Annotated in this window: 18 protein-coding genes and 1 pseudogene; 13 read left to right on the top strand and 6 right to left on the bottom strand. The window is 59.8% G+C overall.

All coding sequences use genetic code 11. From position 1 onward, the window contains the following. The first annotated feature begins 14 nt into the window (after positions 1 to 14). From rpoC to A3OQ_RS0112610, 3 genes are all read left to right on the top strand, one after another. Positions 15 to 4232, top strand: a complete 4218-nt coding sequence (gene rpoC, locus A3OQ_RS0112600) for a DNA-directed RNA polymerase subunit beta' (protein ID WP_040581033.1) — start codon at positions 15 to 17, stop codon at positions 4230 to 4232. 273 nt (positions 4233 to 4505) lie between these two features. Continuing rightward, positions 4506 to 5585: a Ppx/GppA phosphatase family protein gene (locus A3OQ_RS0112605; protein WP_020175754.1), complete on the top strand. Its 1080-nt coding sequence runs from the start codon at positions 4506 to 4508 to the stop codon at positions 5583 to 5585. Continuing rightward, positions 5582 to 6286 (top strand): RlmE family RNA methyltransferase, encoded by a 705-nt coding sequence (locus A3OQ_RS0112610; RefSeq protein ID WP_020175755.1) that lies wholly within the window; start codon positions 5582 to 5584, stop codon positions 6284 to 6286. Before A3OQ_RS0112605 ends, A3OQ_RS0112610 begins: the two co-directional genes overlap by 4 nt. Here the strand turns inward: A3OQ_RS0112610 and A3OQ_RS0112615 are convergent. Further along, positions 6244 to 7674 (bottom strand): MFS transporter, encoded by a 1431-nt coding sequence (locus tag A3OQ_RS0112615; protein ID WP_020175756.1) that lies wholly within the window; start codon positions 7672 to 7674, stop codon positions 6244 to 6246. The two genes, A3OQ_RS0112610 and A3OQ_RS0112615, sit on opposite strands and share 43 nt — an antisense overlap. Before the next feature lie 341 nt (positions 7675 to 8015). Between A3OQ_RS0112615 and guaB the strand changes: the two genes are divergently transcribed. From guaB to A3OQ_RS0112645, 5 genes are read left to right on the top strand one after another with little or no spacing between them, the layout of a single operon-like run. After that, positions 8016 to 9506 (top strand): IMP dehydrogenase, encoded by a 1491-nt coding sequence (gene guaB / locus A3OQ_RS0112625; RefSeq protein WP_020175758.1) that lies wholly within the window; start codon positions 8016 to 8018, stop codon positions 9504 to 9506. 11 nt (positions 9507 to 9517) lie between these two features. Continuing rightward, positions 9518 to 10711: an ATP-binding protein gene (locus tag A3OQ_RS0112630; protein WP_020175759.1), complete on the top strand. Its 1194-nt coding sequence runs from the start codon at positions 9518 to 9520 to the stop codon at positions 10709 to 10711. Continuing rightward, complete coding sequence (locus tag A3OQ_RS0112635) at positions 10708 to 11712, top strand: ParA family protein (protein WP_020175760.1); 1005 nt, start codon at positions 10708 to 10710, stop codon at positions 11710 to 11712. Before A3OQ_RS0112630 ends, A3OQ_RS0112635 begins: the two co-directional genes overlap by 4 nt. Then, positions 11709 to 12095 carry an MAPEG family protein gene (locus A3OQ_RS0112640; RefSeq protein WP_020175761.1) on the top strand — a complete coding sequence of 129 codons (387 nt, stop codon included), beginning with the start codon at positions 11709 to 11711 and terminating at the stop codon, positions 12093 to 12095. The genes A3OQ_RS0112635 and A3OQ_RS0112640 overlap by 4 nt, the downstream gene beginning before the upstream one ends. Further along, on the top strand, positions 12092 to 13372 hold the full coding sequence (locus tag A3OQ_RS0112645) for an RsmB/NOP family class I SAM-dependent RNA methyltransferase (RefSeq protein WP_020175762.1): 1281 nt from the start codon (positions 12092 to 12094) through the stop codon (positions 13370 to 13372). Before A3OQ_RS0112640 ends, A3OQ_RS0112645 begins: the two co-directional genes overlap by 4 nt. Positions 13373 to 13379: 7 nt before the next feature. On the opposite strand, the gene A3OQ_RS0112650 is transcribed toward A3OQ_RS0112645, so the two are convergent. Beyond that, positions 13380 to 13637, bottom strand: coding sequence for a hypothetical protein (locus A3OQ_RS0112650; RefSeq protein ID WP_020175763.1), 258 nt, complete (start codon positions 13635 to 13637; stop codon positions 13380 to 13382). Positions 13638 to 13763: 126 nt separating this feature from the next. On the opposite strand from A3OQ_RS0112650, the gene guaA reads away from it, so the two are divergent. Both guaA and A3OQ_RS0112660 read left to right on the top strand, forming a co-directional pair. After that, positions 13764 to 15371, top strand: a complete 1608-nt coding sequence (gene guaA, locus A3OQ_RS0112655; RefSeq protein WP_026595781.1) for a glutamine-hydrolyzing GMP synthase — start codon at positions 13764 to 13766, stop codon at positions 15369 to 15371. A 25-nt stretch (positions 15372 to 15396) separates the two neighbouring features. Next, positions 15397 to 16728, top strand: coding sequence for a hypothetical protein (locus A3OQ_RS0112660; protein ID WP_040580074.1), 1332 nt, complete (start codon positions 15397 to 15399; stop codon positions 16726 to 16728). 190 nt (positions 16729 to 16918) lie between these two features. Here A3OQ_RS0112660 and A3OQ_RS25075 read toward each other — a convergent pair. From A3OQ_RS25075 to A3OQ_RS0112670, 3 genes and pseudogenes are all read right to left on the bottom strand, one after another. Next, positions 16919 to 17008, bottom strand: a pseudogene (locus tag A3OQ_RS25075) (alpha/beta hydrolase); the annotation flags it as partial. Positions 17009 to 17031: 23 nt separating this feature from the next. After that, on the bottom strand, positions 17032 to 17634 hold the full coding sequence (locus A3OQ_RS0112665; protein WP_026595782.1) for an NADPH-dependent F420 reductase: 603 nt from the start codon (positions 17632 to 17634) through the stop codon (positions 17032 to 17034). A 201-nt stretch (positions 17635 to 17835) separates the two neighbouring features. After that, the gene (locus A3OQ_RS0112670) at positions 17836 to 18570 is read right to left on the bottom strand and encodes an SDR family NAD(P)-dependent oxidoreductase (protein ID WP_020175767.1); all 735 of its coding nucleotides are present in this window, start codon (positions 18568 to 18570) and stop codon (positions 17836 to 17838) included. Positions 18571 to 18846: 276 nt separating this feature from the next. On the opposite strand from A3OQ_RS0112670, the gene A3OQ_RS0112675 reads away from it, so the two are divergent. Beyond that, the gene (locus A3OQ_RS0112675) at positions 18847 to 19743 is read left to right on the top strand and encodes a LysR family transcriptional regulator (RefSeq protein ID WP_020175768.1); all 897 of its coding nucleotides are present in this window, start codon (positions 18847 to 18849) and stop codon (positions 19741 to 19743) included. A 131-nt stretch (positions 19744 to 19874) separates the two neighbouring features. Here A3OQ_RS0112675 and A3OQ_RS0112680 read toward each other — a convergent pair whose 3' ends face one another. Then, positions 19875 to 20795 carry a hypothetical protein gene (locus A3OQ_RS0112680; protein WP_020175769.1) on the bottom strand — a complete coding sequence of 307 codons (921 nt, stop codon included), beginning with the start codon at positions 20793 to 20795 and terminating at the stop codon, positions 19875 to 19877. Positions 20796 to 21337: 542 nt separating this feature from the next. On the opposite strand from A3OQ_RS0112680, the gene A3OQ_RS0112685 reads away from it, so the two are divergent. Next, entirely contained in the window at positions 21338 to 22600 is a 1263-nt protein-coding gene (locus A3OQ_RS0112685; RefSeq protein WP_020175771.1) for an alpha/beta fold hydrolase, read from the top strand. 117 nt (positions 22601 to 22717) lie between these two features. After that, on the top strand, positions 22718 to 22852 hold the full coding sequence (locus A3OQ_RS24450) for a hypothetical protein (RefSeq protein WP_020175772.1): 135 nt from the start codon (positions 22718 to 22720) through the stop codon (positions 22850 to 22852). Positions 22853 to 22899: the final 47 nt, after the last annotated feature.

Here is a 22899-nt window from a genome sequence, read left to right on the forward strand (position 1 = left end):
ATTAGGAGATGATGATGAATCAAGAAGTCATGAATCTCTTCAATCCGGTGGTGCAACCCCAAGCTTTCGATCAGATCCAGATTTCGATCGCGAGCCCGGAGAAGATTCTGTCTTGGTCCTTTGGTGAGATCAAGAAGCCTGAGACGATCAATTACCGCACGTTCAAGCCGGAACGCGACGGTCTGTTCTGCGCGCGCATCTTCGGGCCGATCAAGGATTACGAATGCTTGTGCGGCAAGTACAAGCGGATGAAGTACAAGGGCGTCATCTGCGAGAAGTGCGGCGTCGAAGTCACGCTGTCGCGCGTCCGGCGCGAGCGGATGGGCCATATTTCGCTCGCGGCCCCCGTCGCCCATATCTGGTTCTTGAAGTCGCTGCCCTCGCGCATCGGCCTTCTCCTCGATATGGCGCTGAAGGATCTCGAACGGATTCTCTATTTCGAATCCTATATCGTTCTCGATCCGGGCCTGACGCCTCTGAAGGACCGCCAGCTTTTGAACGAGGAGGAATACCTCCGTGCTCAGGATGACTACGGCCAGGATTCCTTCACTGCCTTGATTGGCGCCGAGGCGATCCGCGAGATCCTGCGCAACATGGATCTAGCCCGCATCGCCGAGCAGCTCAAGGTTGAGATCTCCGAGGCGACCACGGAATTGAAGCCGCGCAAGCTCGCCAAGCGCCTGAAGATCATCGAGGCCTTCATGCACTCCGGCAATAAGCCGGAATGGATGATCCTGACCGAAGTGCCGGTGATCCCGCCGGATCTGCGTCCGCTCGTGCCGCTTGACGGCGGCCGTTTCGCGACATCGGATCTGAACGATCTCTATCGCCGCGTCATCAACCGCAACAATCGTCTGAAGCGGCTGATCGAGCTGCGCGCGCCGGATATCATCATCCGCAACGAGAAGCGCATGCTTCAAGAGGCGGTGGACGCGCTCTTCGACAACGGCCGCCGCGGCCGCGTCATCACCGGCGCCAACAAGCGGCCGTTGAAGTCGCTCGCCGACATGTTGAAAGGCAAGCAGGGCCGTTTCCGGCAGAACCTGCTCGGCAAGCGTGTCGATTATTCCGGCCGCTCGGTCATCGTCGTCGGTCCGGAGCTGAAGCTGCATCAATGCGGCCTGCCGAAGAAAATGGCGCTCGAACTCTTCAAGCCCTTCATCTATTCGCGTCTCGACGCGAAGGGTCTGTCGGCGACCGTGAAGCAGGCAAAGAAGCTGGTCGAAAAGGAAAAGCCGGAGGTTTGGGATATCCTCGATGAGGTCATCCGCGAACATCCGGTGATGCTGAACCGCGCGCCGACCTTGCATCGTCTTGGCATTCAGGCTTTCGAGCCGAAGCTGATCGAAGGCAAGGCGATCCAATTGCATCCGCTCGTCTGCTCCGCCTTCAACGCGGATTTCGACGGCGATCAAATGGCCGTGCATGTGCCTCTGTCGCTCGAGGCACAGCTGGAAGCGCGCGTGTTGATGATGTCGACGAACAACATCCTGCATCCGGCGAATGGTCAGCCGATCATCGTGCCGTCGCAGGATATCGTGCTCGGCCTCTATTATGTGACGCTGATGCGCGACGGTGAGCCGGGGCAGGGCATGGTCTTTGCCAACCAAGGCGAGATCGAACATGCCTTGCATGCGAAGGCGATCACCCTGCACAGCAAGATCAAGGGCCGTGCCTGGACCTATGATGAGAACGGCAATCGCGTGTCGAAGATTTTCGACACGACGCCCGGCCGTCTCATCCTCGGCCAGCTCATGCCCGATCATAAGAAGATCCCCTTCGATGTCGTCAACAAGCTGATGACGAAGAAGGAAATCTCGAACATGATCGACGTCGTCTACCGCAATTGCGGTCAGAAGGAGACGGTCATTTTCTGCGACCGGATCATGGCGCTCGGCTTCCGCGAAGCCTTCAAGGCCGGCATTTCCTTCGGCAAGGACGACATGGTCGTGCCGGAAACCAAGCCTGCCATCATCGAGGCGACCACGGCGCTCGCCAAGGAATATGAGCAGCAATATAATGACGGTCTCATCACCCAAGGCGAGAAATATAACAAGGTCGTCGATGCCTGGGCCAAATGTTCCGACAAGCTCGCTGAAGAGATGATGGCGCGTATTTCGGCCGTCCATAAGGACGATAATGGCCGCGATAAGCCGATCAACTCGATCTATATGATGTCGCATTCCGGCGCGCGTGGGTCGCCCACGCAGATGAAGCAGCTCGCCGCCATGCGCGGCCTGATGGCCAAGCCGTCGGGTGAAATCATCGAGAGCCCGATCATCTCGAACTTCAAGGAAGGTCTGACCGTTCTTGAATATTTCAACTCGACCCATGGCGCGCGTAAAGGTCTCGCCGACACGGCATTGAAGACGGCCAACTCAGGCTATCTGACACGCCGCCTCGTCGACGTGGCGCAGGATGCGATCATCACGATTCCTGATTGCGGCTCGACGGGCGGCATCCGCATGCGCGCCATCCTCGACGCGGGTCAGGTCGTGGCCTCGCTCGCCATCCGTATTCTCGGCCGTACGACGGCTGAGGATCTGAAGGAACAGGACGGCACGATCATCGTCGCCGCCGGCGAGATGATCCAGGAATGGCATATCGATCGGATCAACGCCGCCGGCATTCAGGAGGTGAAGATCCGCTCGGTCTTGACCTGCGAGGCCAAGAACGGCGTCTGCGCCACCTGTTACGGGCGCGATCTCGCACGAGGCACGCCGGTCAACATGGGCGAGGCGGTGGGTGTCATCGCCGCGCAATCGATCGGCGAACCGGGTACGCAGCTCACGATGCGCACCTTCCACATCGGCGGCGCGGCGCAGATCGCGGATTCGTCGTTCCTCGAAAGCAATTTCGATGGCACGGTGAAGATCCGCAACCGGCATCTGGCGCGCAATACCGATGGCGACCTGATGGTGATGGCGCGCAATGTCGCGGTCGTCATCGAAGGGCCGGACGGTGTCGAGCGGGCGGTCCATCGCGTCCAATACGGTGCGCGCATGAAGGTCGACGAGGGCGACAAGGTCAAGCGCGGCCAGCGCATCGCGGAGTGGGATCCCTATACGCGGCCGATCCTGACCGAGGTCGACGGCAAGATCGGTTTCGAGGATCTTGTCGAAGGCTCGTCCATGACCGAAACCATCGACGAGGCGACGGGTATCGCCAAGCGCATGGTCATCGATTACCGCCTCAACCAGCGGTCCGCGACGTTGAAACCGGCGATCGTGATCAAGGGCAAGGATGGCAAGATCCTGAAGGTCCAGCGCGGCGGCGATGCGCGATACACCTTGCCGGTCGATTCCATCATCGGCGTCGATCCGGAAGGCGGCGTGAAAGCGGGCGACATCATCGCGCGTATCTCGATGGAATCGGCGAAGACCCGCGACATCACTGGCGGTCTGCCGCGCGTCGCGGAACTCTTCGAAGCGCGGCGTCCGAAGGATCACGCGATCATCGCGGAAATCTCTGGCACTGTGCAATTCGGCCGCGACTACAAGAACAAGACCCGCATCGCGATCGTGCCGCATGAGGAAGGCGGCGATCCCGTCGAATATTTGATTCCGAAGGGCAAGCACATCCATCTTCAGGATGGCGATATCGTTGAGAAGGGCGATTATATCGTCGACGGTAATCCGGCGCCCCACGACATTCTGGCGATCAAGGGCGTGGAGGAGCTCGCGGCTTATCTCGTCAATGAAATCCAGGAAGTCTACCGGCTCCAGGGCGTCAGCATCAACGATAAGCACATCGAGGTCATCGTCCGGCAGATGTTGCAGAAAGTCGATATTACCGATCCCGGCGATACCGAATTTCTCATCGGTGAGCAGGTCGATCAGACGGAGCTCGAAGAGGCCAACGCCAAATGTATCGAAGAAGGGCTCAAGCCCGGCGTCGGCACACCGGTTCTGCTCGGCATCACCAAGGCTTCGCTGCAGACGCGGTCCTTCATTTCGGCGGCCTCCTTCCAGGAGACGACCCGCGTCCTTACGGAAGCGGCCGTCAACGGCAAGGCGGATACGCTCGAAGGCTTGAAGGAAAACGTCATCGTCGGCCGGCTCATCCCGGCCGGCACCGGCGCCGCCATGGCGAAACTGCGCCGGGTCGCGGCCATGCGCGACGAGATGATCCTCGCGCAGAAGGCCGAGTCCTCGGGGGAACCCGCGGCACCCGTGCCGCAACTGGCTGCCCCCGCCAAGCCGAGCCGCGCGACGGCGAAGTCGGGCAGCTGATAAAAGCGGGTCCTGGCATAGCCTGAGGCGTCGGAGCGATCCGATGCCTCAGGAATAGGCTGATTTTCAAGCTCTTAAGACGCTTGGAGATTTGCATTCCCGTGCTACACTTCTAATCAAGTGCCCGCGAAAGGAGCAAGTCCTTGCGCCGGGTGTAGGGAGCGAAGAGTGGCACCAACGGATCGGACCGCTGCGGCTATCGCGCGGTCTCATAACATCGACGCATCGCGCCCCGGCTCCCCGGCAGCCTCTTTTTCCAACGGCAAGGGCCATATGGACTTCGGATCGCGTCCGGCTCACGGCCATTACCGGTCGTCGCACGGGCCAGGCGATGGCGCCACTTACGCGGCGCTCGATCTCGGCACCAATAATTGCCGGCTTTTGGTCGCAAAGCCGGAGCCGCGCGACAGCGATCGCGGCGCGTTCCGCATCGTCGACTCCTTCTCCCGCATCGTCCGGCTGGGTGAAGGCCTGTCGCATACCGGGCGGCTTGGCGATGCCGCCATCGAGCGGACCTTGGGCGCGCTTGAAATCTGCCGCGACAAGATGAACGCTCGATGCGTGACGCGGGCGCGGCTGATTGCGACGGAAGCCTGCCGCGCGGCGCAAAACGGCGGCGAATTTCTGGAGAAAGTGCGCGATGCGACAGGACTCGCGCTCGAGGTCGTCGATCGCGAAACCGAGGCCCATCTTGCTGCCGCCGGTTGCGCGGCTCTCGCGGATCAGGCGGCGGAAGGCGTCGTCTTGTTCGATATCGGCGGCGGATCGTCGGAAATCGTCTGGCTGACGCGCGGCGTGGCCAATGGCCGGGCGACGCAACAGCCGGCCGGCGTTTTGCAGCAGGATCGCGTCCGCTTCTGGGTGTCGTTGAAGCTAGGCGTCGTGACGCTGGCCGAGAAATATGGCGGCACGCAAGTTTCGAATGCGACCTTCGAGGCCATGGTCGATCATGTGGCCGAGCAGCTCGCACCCTTCGTCGCCAAGGCGCAATCCGAGCAGCGATGCGGGCGTTTTCATCTTTTGGGCACCTCGGGAACCGTTACGACGATTGCCGGCGTCTATCTCGGCCTTGCCCGCTACGACCGGCGCAAGGTCGATGGGCTCTGGATGGTGAGCGAGGATGTCGATCAGGCGATCACGCAGTTGCGCCACATGTCCTATGAACAGCGCGCCGCCAATGGCTGTATCGGACCCGAGCGCGCCGATCTCGTGCTCGCGGGTTGCGCCATTTTGGAAGCGATCCGCCGCGCCTTTCCGGCCGAGCGGTTGCGGATCGCCGATCGCGGCCTGCGCGAAGGGATTTTAATGCAGCTGATGAGCGCCGACCATGTCTGGTCGGCGCAAGACGCATGAGCCCAGTCAAATCGTCGGGTCGTGAAGGCGGGCGCTCGCTCAAGACCCATGTGAAGACTGCGAAGAAGCGTACGCTGTCGTCGACGTTGTGGCTCCAACGCCAGCTCAATGATCCCTATGTCGCGCGCGCAAAACTCGAAGGGTATCGCTCGCGCGCGGCGTTCAAACTGATCGAAATCGACGAGCGCTATCATGTCCTGCATCCGGGCCAGAAGATCGTCGATCTTGGCGCGGCTCCAGGCGGCTGGTCGCAGGTCGCGGCGCAAAAGACCGGCAGCCGCGACGGCCGTGGCCGGGTGATCGGCATTGATCTGCTCGATATTGCGCCTTTGCCCGGTGTCGAATTCAGAAAGATGGATTTTCTCGATCCTGCCGCTCCCGCGCATCTCAAGGAATGGCTTGGCGGCAAAGCCGATGTCGTCTTGTCCGACATGGCCGCCAATGCGACCGGCCATCGCAAGACGGATCATTTGCGCATCGTCGGCCTCATCGAACTCGCGGCGGATTTTGCCTGCGAGATTTTGGCGCCGGGCGGAAGTTTTCTTGCCAAGGTCTTTCAGGGCGGCACGGAGGGCATGGTGCTCGCACGCTTGAAGCGCGATTTTACAACCGTGCGGCATGTGAAGCCCAAGGCAAGCCGTGCCGGGTCGGCCGAGCTTTACGTCTTGGCGAGCGGCTTTCGCGGTGCCGGATCGGCTTGATTTGAGCGCGGCTCGCCGGGTGCGGCCGTGCCTCGTGCGAGGTCGGAGCCCGCATCCTCGGGCAAGCCTATGAAGGACGCGATCGCGCTCATCAAAATCACCGCCATGACGATGAAGGCCCATTGGAAATCGGCGATCTCAAGCGTCCCGCCGCGAAACCAGCGCAACGTCTGAAGCACGCTCGCGCCTATGGCGACGCCGAGACTCAAGGATAATTGCTGCGCCACCGACGAAAAGCTCGTCGCGCGGCTCATGACGGCGGATTCGATATCCGCGTAGGCCAAAGCATTGACGCTGGTGAATTCCAGAGAGCGGAAAAATCCGCCGATGAGCAGGACACCCATCATGACGATGGTCGGAGTCGAGGGATAAAAAAAGCCGATGGCCGCGAGCATCAGCCCGCTCAGCAAAGTGTTGTAGATGAGGACGGGTCGAAAGCCGAAGGTCTGAAGAATGGACGGCGCCGTCGTCTTCATCGCCATGGCGCCGGCAGACGAAATGAAGGTCGTGAGGCCGGACTGAAAGGCATTCATGCCGAAGCCGATCTGCAGCATCAAAGGCAGTAGAAAGGGAATGGAGCCGGTCGCAATCCGAAACAGCGAACCGCCGGTTACACTGGCGCGAAAGGTGCGGATCCGCAGCAATTTGAGATCGAGGATCGGATACGCGGTCCGCCGCGCATGCCAAACATAAAGCGCAAGCGCGCCGCCGCCCAAAACCATCATCGAAGCGATGATTGCCCAGGGCACGACGCCGCGGCCCGCGACGCTCAAGCCGAAAATCAGCAACGACAGGCCAATGCCGGACAGGAGGAATCCGCGCAGATCAAGCGGCCAGACATTGGCCTCGCGAATATCCTCGATGAAGATCGTGGCAAGCGTGATGCCGAGCACGCCGATCGGCACATTGATCCAGAAGATCCAGCGCCAGTGAAAATAGGTCGTGATGAATCCGCCGACGGGTGGTCCCACGATCGGCCCGATCAAAGCTGGAATCGTGAGATAGGCAAGCGCGCGCACCATCTCGGGACGCTCCACCGAGCGCAGCAGCACGAGCCGCCCGACGGGCACCATCATCGCGCCGCCCATGCCTTGCAGTACCCGCGCCGCCACGAATTCCGGCAATGTGCTCGACAGGCCGCAGGCGATCGAGCCCAAAGTGAAGACCAAAATCGCCAGCCGGAAGACCGTGCGCGCGCCGAACTTGTCGGCGGCCCAGCCGGAGGCCGGAATGAAGATGGCGAGCGAAAGAAGATAGGATGTCAGCGCCAGTTTCAGCGCGATCGGATCTTCATGGAGATCGAGCGCGATCGCGGGCAAAGAGGTCGAAATCACCGTCCCGTCGAGATTTTCCATGAACAGGGCGCAGGCGACGATCAGGGCCGTCAACAGGTAACGGGGCAGGGCTTCCTCCGAGCGATTCGGTTGTCATGAGCGATTTAGCGGCATTTGCAGGCCGGCCAAGGCATCAGGCGTGAAATTCCCGGCGAATTGAGCCCGGGCTGTCCACATGCGTCAAAAAACCGTGTCAATTTCCCTGGATAGAGGCGCATGCGCCGGGCAAAACCGTGCATTGATCATATATGAGCAGGGTCGTCACTTTGCGGGGCGAAACAAGCATGCTATGAGCCGCTGCCAACTTCAGGTCGAGGCCCATTTTCGACCTTCCCGCTGCGTGATGGCCTCCACAAGGCTCTCTCGCCCCCGACGACTCGAATGGAGTTGGCCTAATGACCCGCATCATGCGACCCCCGCTCAATGAAGCGCTGACTTTCGACGATGTGCTGCTCGTGCCAGGCCATTCGGAGGTCCTGCCCAGCGCCGTCGATCTCAAGACACGTCTTACCAGTACGATCAGCCTGAACCTGCCGATCCTCTCCTCCGCCATGGATACGGTGACGGAAGCGCGGCTGGCGATTGCTATGGCCCAGGCGGGCGGCATTGGCGTCATCCACCGCAATCTCGCACCCGACGAGCAGGCCGAAGAGGTCCGCAAGGTCAAGCGCTATGAGAGCGGCATGGTGGTCGATCCGATCACCATTTTTCCGGACGAGACCTTGGCCGATGCTTTAGGGCTCATGCGCCATCATGGCATTTCGGGCTTTCCCGTTGTCGAGCGCGGGCCGAACGGCAAAGCCGGCAAGCTTTGCGGAATCCTGACCAATCGCGACGTGCGCTTCGCCGATAATCCGGATCAGCCGGTCTCGGAACTGATGACGAAGAAGATCATCACGGTACGCGAGGGCGTCTCGCAGGACGAGGCGCGGCGGCTTTTGCATCAGCACCGGCTCGAAAAGCTTTTGGTGGTCGATGAGAATTTCCGTTGCGTCGGTCTCGTCACCGTCAAGGATATGGACAAGGCGATCCTGCATCCCTTTGCCTGCAAGGACCCGGAAGGGCGGCTGCGCGTTGCCGCCGCCTCGACCGTCGGCGACTCCGGCTATGAGCGCGCCTTGATGCTGATCGACGCCGGCGTCGATTGCATCGTCATCGATACGGCGCATGGCCATTCGCAATCCGTGCTCGATCAGGTGGCGCGGGTGAAGCGTGCTTCGAATAAGGTGGCGCTGATTGCCGGCAATGTCGCGACCGCCGACGGCACCAAGGCCTTGATCGACGCGGGTGCGGATGGGATCAAGGTCGGTATCGGGCCGGGCTCCATCTGCACGACGCGCATCGTCGCCGGTGTCGGCGTGCCGCAGCTCACCGCGATCCTCGATTGCGCCGAGGCCGCGCGCCACGCCAATGTCCCGGTCATCGCCGATGGCGGCATCAAATATTCAGGCGATTTTGCAAAGGCCATCGCGGCCGGTGCCGATGCGGTGATGGTCGGCTCGCTGCTCGCAGGCACCGACGAGAGCCCGGGCGAGGTCTATCTCTACCAGGGCCGCTCGTTTAAGTCCTATCGAGGCATGGGCTCCGTCGGCGCTATGGCGCGCGGCTCGGCTGACCGCTATTTCCAGCAAGACATCAAGGACAGCCTGAAGCTCGTACCGGAAGGCATCGAAGGGCAGGTGCCCTATCGCGGACCTGCCGCGCCGATCCTGCATCAGCTCGGCGGTGGCTTGCGCGCCGCTATGGGCTATGTTGGCGCGCCGTCTATCCCTGAGTTCCAGGCGCGCGCGGGCTTCGTGCGCATATCCGCGGCTGGCTTGCGCGAAAGCCACGTCCACGATGTGGCGATCACGCGCGAGAGCCCGAACTACCCGACGAATGTGTGAAGGGTGCACAGATGAGATTGTCGGATGAAGCTTTAGCGGATTTGTTTCGATCGGCAGAAAGCGAGCGAATTGAGCGTAAGGAATCGATTAATGATCCGGATAAGATCTGTCAGGCAATTTGCGCCTTTGCAAATGATCTGCCGGGAAGTGGTTTGCCCGGTGTGATCATCATTGGGCAGAGGGATAAGGATCTGACTTGTGCAGGTCTTGTGATCGATACTAAGCTTCTTGAGAAAATAGGTGGTTGGCGTAGCACTGGAAAGTTTCAGCCATTCCCGGTGATGTCCGTTGAACGTAGAGAGATCGATGGCTGCGTAGTTGCTGTCGTGACTGTCGCCCCATCTGAGAACACTCCGGTTCGCTATGAGGAGCGTATATGGATCCGGGTGGGACCTAGACGTGGCACGGCATCGGCGGAGGAAGAAAGAAGGCTGACTGAAAAACGTAGGACACAAAATCTGCCCTTTGACGCCCGTGCTGTCCCCGATGCTTCGCTCAACGATATAGATCTGATACGATTTAGGTTGGAATACGTGCCTTCCGCTGTGCCTGCCGATGTGCTCGCAGAAAATGGACGTTCTGACGAACAGCAAATGCGTGGATTACGGTTGGTGGATAATCGCGGAATACCGACGGCCACAGCGTTGTTGATATTAGGGAAATCTCCGCAGGATTATTTCCCTGGAGCATATGTTCAGATGCTGAGAATCGATGGCAGTCAGCTCACAGATGATGTTATCGACCGGCACGAATTGACCGGCACGCTGCCAGACCAGCTTCGACGGCTCGACGAAGTTAGTGATTTGTGGATACAAACTGCTACCTCTATTGGTGACGTAGCCAGACAAGACGCACCCAATTATCCCGTTTCAGCTTTGCGCCAGATATTTCGAAACGCCATAATTCACCGCAATTACGAAGCAACGAATTCACCTGTTCGAATAACTTGGTATGGTGATCGGATTGAAGCCCAGAGCCCTGGCGGTTTATTTGGTCAAGTAACGCCTGAAACTTTTGGCAAACCCGGCGTGACGGATTATCGTAACCCTACCTTGGCTGAGGCACTGTACACATTGGGCTTCGTAGAACGGTTTGGCATCGGCTTACAAATAGTTGATAATGAGCTTCAAAAAAATGGAAACCCTCCCAAGGAAGTCGAAATACTCCCTAACTTCGTGCAAATAACTGTGCGGAGACGATTTTGAAGACGATTGCTTTCTTCAACAATAAAGGCGGAGTCGGGAAAACCTCTCTCGTCTACCATTTAGCCTGGATGATGGCCATCTCCGGGGTCAAAGTCATTGTCGCAGATCTTGATCCGCAAGCTAACGCAACAAGCTCATTCCTGAGAGACGAACAGATCGAAGCGCTCTGGGACGACGGCGCGCGCGGAACGATATATGGCGCTATTAGCCCTTTAATCGAAGGCATCGGAGATATTGCGGTTGATACGCCCCGAGAAATCAGTGAGCGTTTATGGCTGATTCCAGGCGATCTGACTTTGTCTGCTGTCGAAGACGAATTATCGACAACTTGGCCAAAATGTCTAATTGGTGAGCCGCGCGCATTTCGGGTCACGACGGCATTCAGCCGTATTATTCAGACGGCTGGAGAAAAAGTTGGCGCCGAGATTGCCCTTATTGATGTTGGTCCGAACTTGGGCGCTATCAACAGGAGCAGTCTTGTTGCAGCTGATTATGTGGTTGTGCCTCTCTCGGCGGATCTTTTTGCGATAAGAGGTCTGCAGAATGTTGGGCCGAAGCTTCGCGAGTGGCGCAACACATGGAAAAAAATGCTCGAAGTCGCTCCCCAAAACCTTTCCTTGGGGCTTCCTTCGGGAAACATGCAACCGCTCGGATATGTCTTTTCACGATACAGTGTTTTCGCACGCGGCCCAGTCAAGGCTTTTCAGCGTTGGTTGGATAGGGCGCCAAGTGTCTATCACTCATTTATAGACAATGACCGAGCTTCTGGTTCGATTTCGGTCGATGACGATCCGAAGAATCTGGCGCGCCTGAAAGATTACCGGTCTCTTATGCCAATGGCTCAAGAAGTAAGGAAGCCGATGTTCTTATTGAAGCCAGCCGACGGCGCCATAGGCGGCCACCAATCGGCAGTTGCTGAATGCCGGCGAGATTTCGAAGCCCTTGCTAAAAAAATTCTGGCACTCGTTAAAATGGACAGTGCTCTGGCAGAGAGCGCATGAGCATCCAATCGATTCTTTTACCGGTTTTCATTCTTGTCTTCCTGATGTTCTGTCTTTTGAGCTGGACGATTAAGGAGCGGATGGCGGGCGGTCAAACCAAAGCCCAGCAACTCGGTGCCTGCTTTTCCAATCAGGCCGAACTGCCGCCGCTGTTCTTCATCCTGGTGATTCTCGCCATCATGACCCGGAAGGCCGATTGGACCTTCGTGATCCTGGAATGGCTCTTCGTTCTGACGCGCTTGGGGCATGCCTTCATCTTCACGACGTCGAATAATCTGAAACAGCGCGGCATGGCTTTCATGCTTGGCGCCGTGATCCTCGGGATCATGTGGGCGATATTCGCGGTGCGCATTCTCGTCTCTCCGACCTTCGCGACGGTATGACTCCCGGCGCGCGCATAGCAGCTGCGATCGAAGTGCTCGACGAGATCGACAATCGTCACAGGCCGGCCTCGGATGCTTTGAAAGACTGGGGCCTGTCGCATCGTTTCGCCGGGTCGAAGGATCGCGCCGCGATCGGCTCCTTCGTCTTCGACGCCTTGCGCTGCAAGGCCTCCGCCGCCTGGATCATGGGGGCGGAAACATCCCGCGCGATCGTGCTCGGGAGCCTGCGCGAAATGCGGCAGATGAGCCTTTCCGAGGTCTCGGCGCTTTGTTCGGGCGAGGGCCATGCGCCGCCGCCGCTGAGCGAGGCCGAGCAGCACGCCTACACCGAAGCCACGCTTGAAGGCGCGCCGCCGCATGTCCTGGGCGATTTCCCCGAATGGCTGACCATGGCGCTCGGCGAAGACGCCATCGCGCTCGGCCGTGCCTTGGCCGATCGCGCGCCCGTCGATCTGCGCACCAACCGTCTGAAGGGGACACGGCAGAAAGCCCTGACGGCCTTGGCCCATTTACACGCTGAGGCGACGCCGCTTTCGCCCGATGGGCTGCGCCTGCCCTTTACGCCGGACGGCCGTGGACCGGCGCTCTCGGCCGAGCCCGCCTATGTGAAAGGCCTCGTCGAAGTTCAGGACGAGGGCTCGCAACTGGCGGCGCTTCTCTCCAACGCCAAGCCAGGCGAGCAGGTCTTGGATCTCTGCGCGGGAGGCGGCGGTAAGACGCTCGCGCTCGCCGCGCTGATGCAGAACAAGGGGCAGATCTACGCAAGTGACAGTGACGGCCGCCGCCTGATGCCGATCTTTAAGCGTCTGGAGCGGGCAGGCGTGCGGAATGTTCAGCTTCGCCCGCCGAAGGGCGGCGCCGACGTGCTGGCCGATCTTGCGGGCCGCTGCGATCTCGTGCTTGTCGACGCGCCTTGCACCGGTACCGGCACCTGGCGGCGCAATCCGGACGCCAAATGGCGGATAAGGCCATCTTCGCTCGAGCATCATATCGATGAGCAAGCAGAAATACTTGAAAAGGCGGTCTCTTATCTCAACGATAAGGGTCGGCTGCTCTATATCACCTGCTCGCTTTTGCGGGACGAGAATGAGGCGCAGGTCGAGCGCTTTCTAGCGTCCCACCCGGCGTTCGAAAGCGTAAGCGCGGAGGATATGGCGACGGCCGTGGGCCAGCCGGAGCTTGCGGCCTTTGCGTCAAGCCTGGGGCCGGGGCTGCGCCTATCGCCTTTGGCCGGCGGCACGGATGGGTTTTACATCGCCTGTTTGAGGCGGCGCTAGAGCAGCTCTAAACCGGACGATAGGGATCGGGGCGGCGGTTGGACGGTACGCGCACCGGGATGGGATTGAGATCGAGGCTGATGTCGCGGAGCGCCGCCGCGAAAACCGTTGCGAACCTCTGCCGGAGGCTTTGCCATGGGAATGACGCGGCTGGTGCCGGCGGCTCTTCGAGTCCTTCGGAAAAGAGCTGCGGAATATCATTCAGGCGAACGCGGATACGTTCGCCATTGGCCGATTGAGAAGGAATGAATAAAAACTCGGACATGGAGCCAGCACCCAGCTTGGAATGACTGAACCCTATCCAAGGCGAATTGCGGCCCGTTCAAAATATTCGTTCGAATTCTCCCTAAATGCGTATTTCTCCTAGGATGCCAGGCGTCCCATACGAAGGATGACAGGAATGGCGGAGGCCGACCTCCATAAAGATGTGCTCGAGACGCATGACAAAGTCCTGATCGTCGATTTCGGCTCGCAGGTGACGCAATTGATCGCGCGCCGCGTCCGCGAGGCCGGCGTCTATTGCGAGCTGGCGCCGTTCCAAAATGCCGAACAGGCTTTCCAAAACCTGAATCCGAAGGCCGTGATTCTATCGGGCGGTCCGGCCTCGGTGCTTGAAGCGGGTTCGCCGCGCGTGCCCGACGCCATCTTCAAGGCGGGCGTGCCGGTGCTCGGCATCTGCTATGGCGAGCAGGTGATGGCGGCGCAGCTCGGCGGCGAGGTGAAGGCGGGCGACAATCGCGAATTCGGCCGCGCCGAGGTCGAGGTGGTCGAAGACAGCGCGCTCTTCGATGGCGTCTGGCAGAAGGGCCAGCGCTATCAGGTCTGGATGAGCCATGGCGACGCGGTCAGCCAATTGCCGTCAGGCTTCCGGCGGCTGGCGACCTCCGAGTCCGCGCCGATCGCGGTCATCGGCGATGAGGCGCGCAAATTCTACGCGGTGCAGTTCCATCTCGAAGTCGTGCATACGCCGGACGGCGCCAAGCTTATTTCGAACTTCGTGCATAAGGTCGCGGGCCTGAAAAGCGATTGGACCATGCCGGCCTTCCGCGCCGAGGCCATCGCCTCGATCCGCAAGCAAGTGGGCCAAGGCCGTGTGCTCTGCGGGCTATCGGGTGGGGTAGACTCGGCAGTGGCCGCCGTATTGATCCATGAAGCGATCGGCGACAGGCTCACTTGCGTCTTCGTCGATCATGGGTTGTTGCGGCAAGGCGAGGCGGAAGAAATCGTCTCGCTCTTTCGCGGCCACTACAATATTCCGCTCGTGCATGTCGATGCCTCGGCACTGTTCATCGGCGCGCTCACCGGCATCCGGGAGCCGGAAGAAAAGCGCAAGATCATCGGGCGGCTGTTCATTTCGACCTTCGAGGCGGAAGCCAAAAAGATCGCAGAGGACGGGCGCGGCGCGCCGGAATTTCTGGCGCAAGGCACGCTTTATCCCGACGTGATCGAAAGCGTTTCCTTCAGCGGCGGCCCTTCGGTCACGATCAAGTCGCATCATAATGTCGGTGGTCTGCCCGAGCGCATGAATATGAAGCTCGTCGAGCCTTTGCGCGAACTCTTCAAAGATGAGGTGCGCGCGCTCGGCCGCGAATTGGGATTGCCCGAAGCCTTTGTCGGGCGCCATCCCTTTCCCGGGCCGGGGCTCGCCATCCGCTGCCCGGGCGGGATAACTCCCGAGAAACTGGAAATCCTACGCAGAGCCGATGCGGTCTATCTCGACGAGATCCGCAGGTCCGGGCTCTACGATCAGATCTGGCAGGCTTTCGCCGTGCTGCTGCCGGTGCAGACGGTGGGCGTGATGGGCGACGGCCGCACCTATGATTTCGTCTGCGCCTTACGCGCCGTGACATCGGTCGATGGCATGACGGCGGATTTCTATCATTTCGACATGAGTTTCTTGGGCCGTGCCGCGACGCGCATCATCAACGAGGTGAAAGGCATCAACCGGGTTGTGTATGATGTGACGAGCAAGCCGCCCGGGACGATCGAGTGGGAGTGAGGGCGCGCGCAGTTAAGGAGGAAGAATGAACGGACTGATCTCAACCGCCGGTTTAGGGGTCTCGAATAAGTCGGTTGGATTGACGAGGCATACTAAGCATCGGCACGTTCCGAGTCCGGTTACTCCAAACTTCGTGGCGCCCCAAATTCAACCGAGCCTGTCATTCAAACCAATAGCCCTGGCGGCAGCGATCGCCCGAACCGCAACTACTCGGGAGAACGCGCCCGCCGCCTTATTGTACGGACTGCAACTGAGTGCTTTGATCGAGCTGGAGACACTGCTCCAAGATGGGACAACGTTCGCGCTCGAGCCCTATTTCGAGTTTCTTGCAGATACCGCGGGCTCGCAACTCGCCGCAAAGGTCGGTGCCGGTATCGCCCACCTTTATATGGACGCGCTTGGGTACGCGTGGCGTGCGAATGCTGCGTGTCTGTCCTCCGCGCTCGATCCCCATGCCGATTTTATCTATGACGGTGGCAATGCATCAGGCCACGGCGTGATTCTGGCTGAGGCACACGGCTCATTCGCAAAAGATACGACCGCTGCTAAAGTGGCGAATGCAGCGAAGCGTAAATACGTCAAGCAGGTAAAGCCCTACATCGCCACGCCGTCGCTATTCGGGAAAGTCATCCACGGATATTCAATTGCGTTTGGGTCGAAGCCAACGGCCGCCGGCAGCTTCTTGGCTGTGTCGGAGACGCGGATTTCAAAGCCTCGGAAAACGGCTGCCGCGCCAATGAAGGTCTCGCAAGCGACTACACGGCTTCAAGGTACGTCGGCGCCGATGATACTAGCGACACATCGATCGAACTTTCTCTTGATGGGGATACCCGAAATCACGAACTGGATTGATTGGCTTAGTTCACGAGATACCACGATTCCAGAGCGTGACGCTGTCGTATTTCTTCGGCTTCAATATGCTGGACGTACCTACCTTGCAGCGCCGCCATGGCTTTGGCGATCTGATAGCCCTCCATGGTGGATTGAAGATATTTTTTATCGTCCCGACTGGCGGCGAGTTGCTCGGCGCGCGCGTCTGACATCGTCACGCCATCATCCGGGCTTGGACTTCGGCTGGTTCGCGATTGAGGAGAAGGCCGGAGTAGAATTCTTAAATGCGCTGAGTTCCGCGATAGGTGGAGGTGAGCGGCAGGTGCCGGGCTCGATGGATTTACCAACCTTTGAGCCGACCGGCTTTGGACTTAACGGGGGCGAGCCTCTTTTAAGAGGCGAGGCAGAAGAGGCCTACCAATACGCACTCTTTCGAGATGGCTTGGCGCTTCTCGGAGACGCTTTTCGTGGGCAGCCGAGCGGCGTAGTCGTATGGTCGCCAGATGGTGGTGCAGTGCTGGGCTGATACCTAGGATGACTATCGAAGCAGGTGCACAACGGGACTTTTAAAAGTATAGGGCGTGCTGCCGCGCCGGCAGGCGCCGTGAGGGCGCACGTCGCGCTTTCCACCATTCTCGCGGCCATCGGCTTTATCGTCGGGACAGGACGGAAAAAGCCTTAGCTGTCGGATACTGCGTGACGCGCTGCATTTTGCCTTATCCGCACCCCGCGGCCTTCAGGATCAGGCCGGCGATCTCCTGCGGATGCGAGATGAGCGATAGGTGACTGGCCTTCACCTCGATCGTGGGCGTCGATCACACGAGATCGCTTACGGCTCCTTCTTGAACAGATCCTGGAAGATGAGCGGGCCCCAAATGCGCTCGCGCGCCTCCACCAGCGCGCCACCCTCGGCGAGCTTTCCCAGATTGACGGGTGCGAACCCGAGTTGTTTGGCCAAGGCCGCGACGGGAGCGATCGCGTCCTCGTCGTCGCTTGACAGAAAAACGACCCGGTGGCCGCCCTCGACGATCGGATCGGTCGCCAGGGTGGCCGCAATCAGGTGGTTGAACCCTTTGACGAGCTTGGCGCCGGTGAACGCCTTCGCGACGAAGGCGGAGGAGGGAAGGCCGTCCAGCTCTTCAGGGGGAACGCCAAACGTGTTCATCGCGTCGATGAGCGTCTTGCCGTCCCAGCTCGGCAGGGCCTTTGCAACCTCGCGATGCTCCCCGAACGGGACCGCCAAGATGAGCGTGTCGGCCTCGAGTGCATCGCGCAGCGACTTGGCGGTGACCGTGGGGCCGATCACCCGAGCCTGCGGCGCCAACGCCTCGGGCGGCCGGCGGCTCGCGACACTCACGTCGATGTTTTTACGGGCGAAGGCGTGGGCGAGGGCCTGGCCTATCTTGCCGAATCCTATAATCGCATAGCTCATCATGTGTCTCCGATTTGGCGAGGGGCCTCTAGAGCAACAGACTTTCAGTTGCGTCATGGCCGGGCTTGACCCGGCCATCCAGGCATCAATGAGAGTCGTGCCTGGATGCGCGGATCAAGTCCGCGCATGACGCGTCGAGAGGTAAGGGCCTCGCGAATTGATGTAGAAGCTTTTCATCTCTTGGCGCGATCCGGCGCGATTTCAGATGGCCGAGAAGCCGCCGTCGACAGACAGCTCCACCCCATTCACGAAGCTCGAATCGTCTGAGGCAAGAAACAGCGCGACCGCCGCGATTTCCTCGGGTCGACCCATCGTTCCCCGCGGGATCAGGGATTCGAACATCTGCTTCGCTTCCGCGGTGAGCACCTGGTCCTGCATCGGCGTGGCGATCGGCCCTGGGCTCAGCACGTTCACCCGGATATTCCGGCCCTTCAGTTCGTTGAGCCAAGTGCGTGCGAATGAGCGCAACGTCGCCTTGCTGGCCGCATACACGCCGTAACCGGGAAAACCTTTCACCGAAGCAACAGACCCGGTCATGAAGATCGATCCGCCATCGTTGAACAGCGGCAACGCCTTCTGAACCGTAAACAGCGTGCCGCGCGTGTTCAGGTTGAAGGTCGCATCGAAATGCTGCTCGGTGATCTCGCCCAGTGGGACGGCTTCGCCCATGCCGGCGCTCGCGTACAGGATGTCGATCTTGCCCTTTTCTTGGCTGACCGTGTCGAACAGACGGTCGAGGTCGTCGAGATTGGCCGCGTCGCCCCGCACGCCGGTTACGTTCCGGCCAATCAGCTTGACGGCCTCGTCGAGCGCCTCCTGCCTCCGGCCCGTGATGAAGACATAGGCGCCTTCTTCAACGAACCGCTTGGCGCTCGCCAGCGCCATGCCGCTCGATCCACCCGTGATGACTGCAATCTTACCCTCAAGCTTTCCCATGACTTCTCCTTCAGGCTCCGTCTTTGGTCGTTCGGGGAGGCCCCCGAGACCCCGACTTAGGTCTGCCGGCGTCAGGCGGTGAGTGCGGAAGCGCGCACATCGGTGGTGCGAAATCGATCCGGATGGGCGACTGACGCCAGCCGCGAGCGTCGGCGTCCGCCGTTCGGAATTGGGCCGCGCCACTCGTCGATATAGGCTATGATGACCGCCTGTACTGCTGTTCGATGTGTTAGATATGGGCTTTGGAAGGCGCACCCCGCGGTGCCGGATTGCACCATGATCGACTGGGATGACGTTCGCTACTTTCTTGCCGTCGCGCGCGGAGGCTCGGTGCGGGCTGCCGCCGAGCGCCTCGGGGTGAACCACTCGACCGTGCTGCGACGCGTCGCCCAGCTCGAGGAACGCCTCGGGGTGCACATGTTCGAAAAGCTGCCTTCGGGCTACCGCCTGACGGCTGCGGGCGAGGAGGTCCTCGAGTTCGCGGACCAGATGGAAGCGTCGTCGCACCTTCTGGAGACGCGCGTCTTCGGGCGCGACCAGAGCGTGCGCGGGCGTCTGCGGGTGACGCTGGCACCGCCCCTCGCAACACACCTGCTTATGCCGGATTTCGCCGATTTCGCGCGTCTGCATCCGGACATCGAGATGGAAATCTTGTCGTCCGGCGAGCTGGCAAATCTGACCAACCGAGAGGCCGACGTCGCGATCCGCGTCGTCTACGACCGCAAAACCCTGCCGCTCAATCTTCACGGCCTGAAGGGACCGGAGCTGTTCGGCGGCGTCTACATGTCCTGCGATCGACTAGCCGCGTGGCGTGCGGGCGCGCCTGATCCCATCCGATGGATCGTCATAAGCATGCATGGAATTCCGGATTGGGCCAGCGAGGGTGAGGTTCGCACCACGGGGGTTCCGTTCAGGACCACGGACGCCGAGGCGCAGATCGTTGCAGTACGGCAAGGGCTCGGGATGACGACATTGCCGTGCTTCGTCGGAGATGCCGACCCCCTCCTGGCGAGGGTGCCGGGCACCGACTTGCACATGCATGGAACGCTTTGGCTTCTCACGCAGGGAGAGACACGCAAGACGAAGCGCGTGCGGCTTTTCACGGAGTTCGTATCCCGCAGGCTCGCCGCGTATGCGCCGCTTCTCGCGGGACTGTCCGTATCGCGCGACTGACGCGCGGCAGATCGCCAGCGACGCTTGCCGCAATCGAGTGAAGGGCACACGCCCAATTCCGCATTGGACGCGCTTGGATGGCCGGGGCTGGCCCGGCCATCGATTTTATTGAAGGGCTGCTGCCCTAATATTCAAGGCGTAATGGACACTATCGGGCAGTTCACGTCGGCCACCCCAGTGGCAAGTATCTTTGCCTTGGTAGCCGATGCGAGATCGTGCACCGTCGACCAATCGGCATTGTCGTAAACAGCAACCGACCAAAGCGGCGAATACCCCGGATCGCCTGGCAGCGTGGCCGGCACATTATGCGCTTGGAGTGCATTCGCCTCCGTTTTGAAACCAGACGCCGGGCCACCGTTTGGCTGATCCGGGTTGACATTGAAGGCTACGAAGATTGGCGAAACCGGAACGCTTCCATCCGAAGTCGATAAATTCGCTTCGTTAAAAGCGAAAAATTTTGCAACTTCGCCGTGGTACCAAGCGCGCTGCAGCTCCGGACTTTCGTGGTTGAGTCGCAGGCGCGCCACAGATTTGTCCGGGACTACCGGCATGTTGCGCAACACATCGGTCTTCTCGAATTTATAGCCGGCCTTCCGCAGCTCCGTCGCGTCAGTGAGCGTATTTGCGACATAGGTCTTCGGCACCCATACTTTCCAGACCTGCCGGAAATCGTTGTAGCCTTTCTCGCCAGGCAAGCTGTCGATGATGTCGAGTTGGCCAGCCACGGGTTTGTCTTCGCCTTCGCGATACAGCACATAGTCGGGTGCCGGTACGGTGCTCTGCGCATCGAAATTATAGTAGCGGACTGGCGCGCCGCTGGTGGGCGAAAAGCCTTGCGTGATGAACGGCCCGGTGTCGAAATCTACCGGTTGATTTGGACCAGGGATGCCGTTACCGGGCTTGCGCAGCTGCAGATGCGCCGCTTTATCGCTGAAGCGGTCCACGGCTGCTATGGGTGCCTTATCCGGATTCACGGGCTGCGTTGCAGCCTGTACTGCATGACTCGTGATGAGCAGCAAGCCGGCTAACCCGAATGCAAATTGTGCTTTCATGTCTTTGATCTCCGCTCGATCAGGTTGACTTCACGTTTTCGCGATTGATGAACAGTCGTCTGTTCGGTCTTGCTGATCACCATTCGAAGGGAGCTATAATTTCGTTACGCGCATTTTATTTTCGCCAGAGGCTTTCCGGCTCATGACCTCAAGGGTCGCGCGGTGGTTCGTTCGCATGCGGGACATTCTGTCGGCGGAGCTAACTGATAACTCATGCGTCCCGGTGCATCTCGTTGTGCGACGATGTGTCGAGTTCGTCATCGAGTGTGGTCATTCTGTCAACCTGACCAATCCGGCGCCCGTAAACGAGGCCATTGAAGGCTTCCTTGCGCGCCATCACCTTGTGTGATCCACGGCGGCGGCAGCAGCAGCGTCTATTACAAAGCGGCCTCGGCTAGCTCGCGTCGGGTGGCGACTTCGGCGACGGTGTCATCTCGTATGAAGGCCGATGGCTCGGCGCTTCGGCGCTAGCGTAGGAAAAAATCAAGGGTTACCGGCTATGTGTCCGATGCATCGCAATAACGAGTGGACACAACGGGCCCATGAAAAAATCTATCTCTTTTGCCGTTACAATTTGCGCGATCGTCGCGTTGGGCTCAGCCGACCGGCTTCAAGCAGCAACACCGGATAAAGCGATTTCCGTCTCGTCGGGCGTGGAATATGAATATATCGAGACATATTCAACCGCCAAACTGAACGCGATCCTCAGCTCTGAACTCGACGATTTCATGAGTTCTTCGACGGAGCCAAAGGCCTTTCACGGAGCCTTCCCGCCGGCGGCCCATGCGGTGAAGCTCTATCGGGTAAAATACCATTCGGTGGTGCCAGAACTCGGAAATCGTCCGACCATCGCTTCCGGCCTGGTGGCTATTCCCGACATGGGCGCAGACGCCAGCAAGGCGATGCCCATGGTTTCCTATCAGCATGGGACGGTGTTCGACAAAAGCTACGTGCCGTCGAATCCCGACGGCTCGGCGGAGACGCAGATCATGATCGCGCGCTTCGCATCGGATGGCTATATCGTCATCGGCGCGGATTATTTCGGGCGCGGCATCTCGGATCTTCCAGATAGCTATCTGTCCAGGGACAGCACGCGCCAGGCGAATTACGACATGCTGCTGGCCGCGCGCGCGGTATTGGCGTCGATGAAGATCGAACCCACCCATTTGTTTCTCAGCGGCTGGTCGCAGGGCGGCTGGGCAACCATGATCTATCTGCACAAACTGCAGGAGTTGGGTGAGAAAGTGACGGCCGCCGCCGTGGCAAGTGCGCCAGTCGACATCACGCTCACGATGAACCGCTGGCTGAATAATTATCAGCCCATCGATGCGGTTTATCTGCCGGCTGTGGTCGCGTTGCAGTTGCAGTCGCAGGAATATTATCATCAGCAGACAGGGCTGACGGCTGAGGCGATCCGGCCAGAATATCTGGATTCGGCGCGCGCCTTCTACAACAATAAGATGAATTGGGAGACCTTCTCCGCCAAGACTCCGTCAAAGCTACAGGACTTCATAAATCCGGCCTTCCGTGCCAGCGTAGCACTGGGCGGATCGCCCTATTGGCAGGTTCTTGAAGAGGACGAGGCCTATCGATGGACGCGTGCGATGCCGCTGCACACTTACTATGGCGCCAAGGATGAGGTCACGCCGCATTTTATCGCCATGCTCCCGGCCGAGACGCAGGCATTGCTGGGCGGCGCACCGACGCAGGCGATCGATGCGGGAGATTCTGCCGACCATCGCGGCGTATTCGTTTTCGGTGTGATCGAGCAGAAGAATTGGTTCGACACATTCCTGAAGAAATAACGGGCCGCACGACGTAACTTGAGATGAGGGTGGCTGGATGGTGCCGGGCCAATGTCGAATTCGAAGGCAAGAATAGAAAGGGCGCGTTAAGCTCGCCGCCATGATGGAGTTCCGTCCATGGGGGCAGCCCCCGCGTCGGGCGGCATCTTCGCCGATGGCGTCATCGCCTATGAAGGCCGATGGCTCGGCGCTGAGGCTTTCGTGTCCTTCGACAAGAAGGCCGTGAAACTGATCGAGACGAATGGCGGGTAGGCGCGGCTTTTGGGTTAGGGAGCGAGCCACGCATTATCAATGAAGTG

It is taken from the genome of Methyloferula stellata AR4 (assembly GCF_000385335.1).
In the GTDB taxonomy this organism is placed as follows: Bacteria; Pseudomonadota; Alphaproteobacteria; order Rhizobiales; family Beijerinckiaceae; genus Methyloferula; species Methyloferula stellata.